Here is a 4,996-nt window from a genome sequence, read left to right on the forward strand (position 1 = left end):
GCCTTCAACCACGCCCGCCGCGAACGCCGCCGCCGCAAGACGGAGCGCCGGGCGGAAAACAAGGCGGCCAAGCGGGCGAAGGCTTCGCCGGCGCGGTCCGAGCCCGGCGACGACCCGCATCCGTGACAGGGGTTGCGCTGCGGCAAGCCGTGGGGCTAACCTGACTTCGCTCAGTCTCCCGATCCCAGGGAGGCCCCGGATCGGCAGACCGGGAGGAGGGCGGCTGTCGCCTTCGGTTCGCCTGGTTCAGGGGCTTCGACATGCATTTCTTTTCATTCCTGCGCGAAAACGCCCGCTGGGTGGGCGGCGCCTTCGTGATGAACTATTTCACGGCCTTCGGTCAGACCTATTTCATCTCTCTGTCCGCCGGCGAGATTCGCGCCGAATACAATCTCAGCCATGGCGATTTCGGCCTGCTCTACATGGGCGCCACGCTGTTGAGCGCGCTGACGCTGGCGCGATTCGGCCGGATCGTGGATTACAAAAGCGTGGTCTATCTGGTGCTGATCGTCATGCCGCTGCTGGCGCTTGCCACGGTCATCATGGCGCTGTCGCACTGGATCGTGCTTCTGTTCCTCTCGCTCTACATGCTGCGCCTGTTCGGCCAGGGGATGATGAGCCATATCGCGGTGACGGCCATGGGGCGCTGGTTCAACGCCAGGCGGGGCCGGGCGGTATCGCTGTCCTCGCTTGGCTTTCAGGTTGGCGAGGCAAGCTTTCCTTTGATTTTCGTTGCTGTTTCCGGGCTCATCGGATGGCGGGGAGCCTGGATTGCCGCGGCCGCACTGATTCTCGTCATTGGCCTGCCGGTGGTGGTGGCGCTGATGAGGGTGGAGCGCGAGCCGCAGTCTGCCTCCTCAGATGACGGTGCCGCCGTTACCCAGCGCGACTGGACGCGCGGCGAAGTCCTGCGCGATCCGCTGTTCTGGCCGGTGCTGGCGGTGTTTCTCGCGCCGCCCTTCATCGGCACCACGATCTTCTTCCATCAGGTCTATATGGTGGAGCTCAGGGGCTGGACGCTTGAGATGTTCGCGGGCTCGTTTTTCCTGCTGTCTATCGCGAGCCTCACCGCGATGCTGGTGACCGGTGTGCTCGTCGACCGGTTTTCCTCCGTCGCGGTCATGCCCTTCATGCTGCTGCCGCTGGTCGTCGCCTGTTTCATCATGGGCCTGACGGGCGCATCGTGGAGCCCCTACGTCTTCATGCCGCTGATCGGCTGCGCCATGGGCGCATCGAGTACGCTCAACGGCGCGCTTTGGCCCGAGCTTTACGGGTCGCGCTATCTCGGCAGCATCCGGGCGAGCGTGATTGCGTTCATGGTGTTCTCGACAGCCTTAGGTCCGGGGCTGACGGGCTATCTGATCGACTGGGATGTCAGCTATCCGGGCCAGATCATCGCCATGGGTATCGTCTGCACCGCGCTTGCGGTGCTGATGTTCGGCCTGCGCGGCAAACTGATCGCGCGCGCCTCTGCATGACCCCCAAACGAAAAAAAACGCGCGGGCGAGAGCCCACGCGTTCAAAAAATGCCGATGGAAAGCCGCGATTACTTGATCTTGGCTTCCTTGAACTCGACGTGCTTGCGCGCGATCGGATCGTATTTGGTCTTGACCATCTTTTCCGTCATCGTGCGGCTGTTCTTCTTGGTGACGTAGAAAAAGCCGGTGTCTGCCGTCGACAGCAGCTTGATCTTGATCGTTGTTGCCTTTGCCATTTTATTCCGCCTTCAAGAGCAATCCGCTCTCCCTGATGGAAAACGGAACCGGTACGCCCGGACTTTAATTTGAAAATCAAGAAGCGCCCGCATCGGACGCCTCGCATGCTCGCCGGACCGGTGGCCACGGCAAAATCTGGCGGGACACTACGAATCCTGGCGTAAAAGTCAATACGGACCGGCTTCAAAAGCCAAACTTGGCGCATTTCTTCGCTGATCCGTTGCAGTGAGTGCGATTTTGGGCGAGTTAAGTAACAACCACTCACAACAAACCTGCCTGATTGCGCCGATGATTCCATGGATAGAGCTTGATACCGCTGACATTCCCGGCGAGAGCGGCACGCTGCGTCTGAAGCGGCGCGGCGATGAATTCTCGATCATGCTCGGCTCGAACGAGCTGATGAACAGCCGACTCTCGGGCTCCGAGGAGGCGCTGGCGGAGCTTTCCTGCGCGCGGCTTGGGCAGCGCGCCGGTCCCGTGGTCCTGATCGGCGGGCTCGGCATGGGGTTCACGCTGCGCGCCGCCCTTGCCGTTCTGCCTGACGATGCCAGGGTCGTGGTGGCCGAACTGGTGCCGGCGGTGGTGAAATGGGCGCGCGGCGAGATGGCCGCAGTCTTCAAGGGATCGCTCGATGATCCCCGCGTTGAAATTCATACCGGCGATGTCGCAATCCTGATCGGGAAATCGAAATCGGCATTCGACGCGATCCTGCTCGATGTCGACAACGGTCCCGACGGGCTGACGCGCGCCTCCAATGACAGGCTTTATGATGCAGGCGGCCTGGGGCGTTCCGGAAGGGCGCTGCGCCCTGGCGGCGTTCTCGCGGTCTGGTCGTCCGGTCCGGATCCGCGCTTCACCGCCAGGATGGAGAAAGCCGGCTTTGCCACGGAGGTCCGGACCGTCCGCGCCAATGCCAAACGCCGCGGCGCGAAGCATGTCATCTGGCTGGGCGTCGGCCACAGATAAACTGAGAGTTGGCTTAAGGCGGATGCTTGTCCTGTGTCTCAACCGGCCCATATCTGAGATTAGTTTCGAAGTAGTGCGGGCCAAAACAACGATCGCGCCGATATGGAACGAAAACTGAGGAAAATTCTGCGGTTCATCGAGACAGCGGGTGTCATGTTCGCGGTTTTCGATGAGAACGATGTCCTGGTCTATGCCAACCGGCTGTACCGGGAGGCGTTCTTCCTCACGGAGGAGGAATATCCATACTGGGGCGATATGATGCGGCGCAATTTCGAGGCGCGTCGCGGGACGGTTATCGGCGAGGCCGATTTCGATCTCTGGCTGAAGGGCACGCTGTCGCGGCGCGGCAAGGTGCCGTTCCGCGCCTTCGAGACCGATGTCCACGATGGAAGCTGGCTGTGGATGACCGAAACCGTCGACGAGGACGGCTGGATGGTCTGCATTGCCAGCGATATTACCAAGCTGCTCGTCAAGGACAGCGTGTTGCGACAGGAGCGCGATATCGCGCTCAGGCGCTCGCTGACCGACGACCTGACGGGGATCGCCAACCGGCGCTTCGTGATGGAGCGGCTGAACGACATGATCGCCCGGGACGGCGTGGCAGCCAATGGCCGCCCCGGCTGTTTCGCCATTCTCGATCTCGATAATTTCAAACAGGTCAATGATCGTTTCGGCCATTTTTCCGGCGACCGGCTGTTGATCGACTTCGCCCGCGAAATCTCGCTGCAGGTGCGCAGAACCGATTGTTTCGGGCGTCTGGGCGGCGAGGAGTTCGGCCTTGTGCTGCCGGCCACGACCGGCGCGGAAGCGATCGTGATCATCAACCGCATGCTGGCGCAGATCAGTTCGCTGCGGCCGTTCCCGGATCACCCGGAATTTTTCTACTCCTGCTCGGCCGGCGTGGCATCGGTTATACCGGGCGAAGCGCAGAGCGAACTCTATGCGCGCGCCGACGAAGCGCTTTACCGCGCCAAGAGCGAGGGGAAGAACAGGGTCTGCGTGGCGGAAATCGCTGCTTGAGAAGGACCTGATGATGCTGGCGGAGAACGGCCGGCGCGTCAGTATTCGGCCGGCTGGTCGTCGCCCTTGCCGTCGAAGCCGTGCATTTTCAGCGCCCATTGCAGCCCGACGACGGCGCCCTTGATGGGCTGGATGATCGCGAAGGCGGCGATTGCCGTCAGCGGCACCCAGATGGCGAGATGGACCCAGTCCGGCACATCCAGCAGTTCCGCGCCGGTCATGTAGCCGCCGACCATGAAATGGCCGAGGATGAGGATGACGAGATAGGCCGGCAGGTCATCGGCGCGGTGGTGATGGATTTCGGTACCGCAGGCCTCGCAGGCATCGACGGTCTTCAGGTAGCGGGAAAACAGCTTGCCCTCGCCGCAGGCCGGGCAGCGGCATTTCAGCCCGTTGATGATCGCGGGCATCCGCTGGCGGTCGCTTTTCTCGCCGTAGCGATGATGATTGGCTTGGTCGGCCATGATCGTCTCCGTGAAGCGTCCGACTGTTTCAGAATGGCGCGCCAAAGGCAATCGCCATCGGTCAGTCGAGCCGGCCGGTCTGGCCGCGATCCAGCAGGTAGTGATCGGCGATCGTGCATGCAAGCATGGCCTCGCCGATCGGCACGGCGCGAATGCCGACGCAGGGGTCGTGGCGGCCCTTGGTGCGCAGGTCGACTTCCTTGCCGTCCTTGTCGATCGTCTGGCGCGTGGTCAGGATCGATGAGGTCGGCTTCACGGCGAAGCGGGCGACGATCGGCTCCCCGGTCGAAATCCCGCCGAGAATGCCGCCGGCATGGTTGGAGAGAAACCGCGGCCGGCCGTCATTGCCGATCCGCATCTCGTCGGCATTTTCCTCGCCGGTAAGCTCTGCGGCATTGAAGCCTTCGCCGATCTCGACGCCCTTGACCGCGTTGATCGACATCAGCCCGGCGGCGATCTCCTGGTCGAGCTTGGCATAGATCGGCGCGCCGAGGCCCGCCGGCACACCTTCGGCCACCACCTCGACCACTGCGCCAACGGAGGAGCCGGCCTTGCGGATTTGATCGAGATAATCCTCCCAGACCGGCACCATTTCGGGGTCCGGGCAGAAGAAGGCGTTGTTGGCGATCTCGTTCCAGTCCCAGTTGTCGCGGTTGATCCTGTGCTTGCCGATCTGCACCAGCGCGCCGCGATAGGTCACATCGGGCAGCACCTTGCGGGCGATCGCGCCGGCGGCGACGCGGGCCGCGGTCTCGCGCGCCGACGAGCGACCGCCGCCGCGATAGTCGCGCAGGCCGTATTTCACATCATAGGTGTAATCGGCATGGCCGG

6 protein-coding genes are annotated in these 4,996 nt (G+C 62.7%); 3 read left to right on the forward strand and 3 right to left on the reverse strand.

What is annotated here, in order from left to right:
• Positions 1–260 precede the first annotated feature (260 nt).
• Positions 261–1,478 carry an MFS transporter gene (locus B4E36_RS22860; protein ID WP_345900852.1) on the forward strand — a complete coding sequence of 406 codons (1,218 nt, stop codon included), beginning with the start codon at positions 261–263 and terminating at the stop codon, positions 1,476–1,478.
• A gap of 68 nt (positions 1,479–1,546) precedes the next feature.
• Here B4E36_RS22860 and rpmG read toward each other — a convergent pair whose 3' ends face one another.
• Entirely contained in the window at positions 1,547–1,714 is a 168-nt protein-coding gene (gene rpmG / locus B4E36_RS22865) for a 50S ribosomal protein L33 (RefSeq protein WP_018066542.1), read from the reverse strand.
• A 289-nt stretch (positions 1,715–2,003) separates the two neighbouring features.
• Here rpmG and B4E36_RS22870 point away from each other — a divergent pair, with 289 nt between their 5' ends.
• Both B4E36_RS22870 and B4E36_RS22875 read left to right on the forward strand, forming a co-directional pair.
• Positions 2,004–2,681 carry a spermidine synthase gene (locus B4E36_RS22870; RefSeq protein ID WP_292056191.1) on the forward strand — a complete coding sequence of 226 codons (678 nt, stop codon included), beginning with the start codon at positions 2,004–2,006 and terminating at the stop codon, positions 2,679–2,681.
• A 102-nt stretch (positions 2,682–2,783) separates the two neighbouring features.
• Entirely contained in the window at positions 2,784–3,701 is a 918-nt protein-coding gene (locus tag B4E36_RS22875; RefSeq protein ID WP_292056194.1) for a sensor domain-containing diguanylate cyclase, read from the forward strand.
• 38 nt (positions 3,702–3,739) lie between these two features.
• Here the strand turns inward: B4E36_RS22875 and B4E36_RS22880 are convergent, their stop codons facing one another.
• Positions 3,740–4,165: a DUF983 domain-containing protein gene (locus B4E36_RS22880; RefSeq protein WP_292056195.1), complete on the reverse strand. Its 426-nt coding sequence runs from the start codon at positions 4,163–4,165 to the stop codon at positions 3,740–3,742.
• Between the two features lie 61 nt (positions 4,166–4,226).
• Positions 4,227–4,996 (reverse strand): chorismate synthase (gene aroC / locus B4E36_RS22885; protein ID WP_345900853.1); only part of this gene is annotated, 770 nt, incomplete at its 5' end.

This window comes from Martelella sp. UBA3392 (assembly GCF_002358775.1).
Lineage (GTDB): Bacteria > Pseudomonadota > Alphaproteobacteria > Rhizobiales > Rhizobiaceae > Martelella > Martelella mediterranea.

Bases quoted from the DNA above. Each gene is read 5' to 3' on its own strand.
- B4E36_RS22860 (WP_345900852.1), top strand. From the start codon at position 261: ATGCATTTCTTTTCATTCCTGCGCGAAAACGCCCGCTGGGTGGGCGGC.
- rpmG (WP_018066542.1), bottom strand. From the start codon at position 1,714: ATGGCAAAGGCAACAACGATCAAGATCAAGCTGCTGTCGACGGCAGAC.
- B4E36_RS22870 (WP_292056191.1), top strand. From the start codon at position 2,004: ATGATTCCATGGATAGAGCTTGATACCGCTGACATTCCCGGCGAGAGC.
- B4E36_RS22875 (WP_292056194.1), top strand. From the start codon at position 2,784: ATGGAACGAAAACTGAGGAAAATTCTGCGGTTCATCGAGACAGCGGGT.
- B4E36_RS22880 (WP_292056195.1), bottom strand. From the start codon at position 4,165: ATGGCCGACCAAGCCAATCATCATCGCTACGGCGAGAAAAGCGACCGC.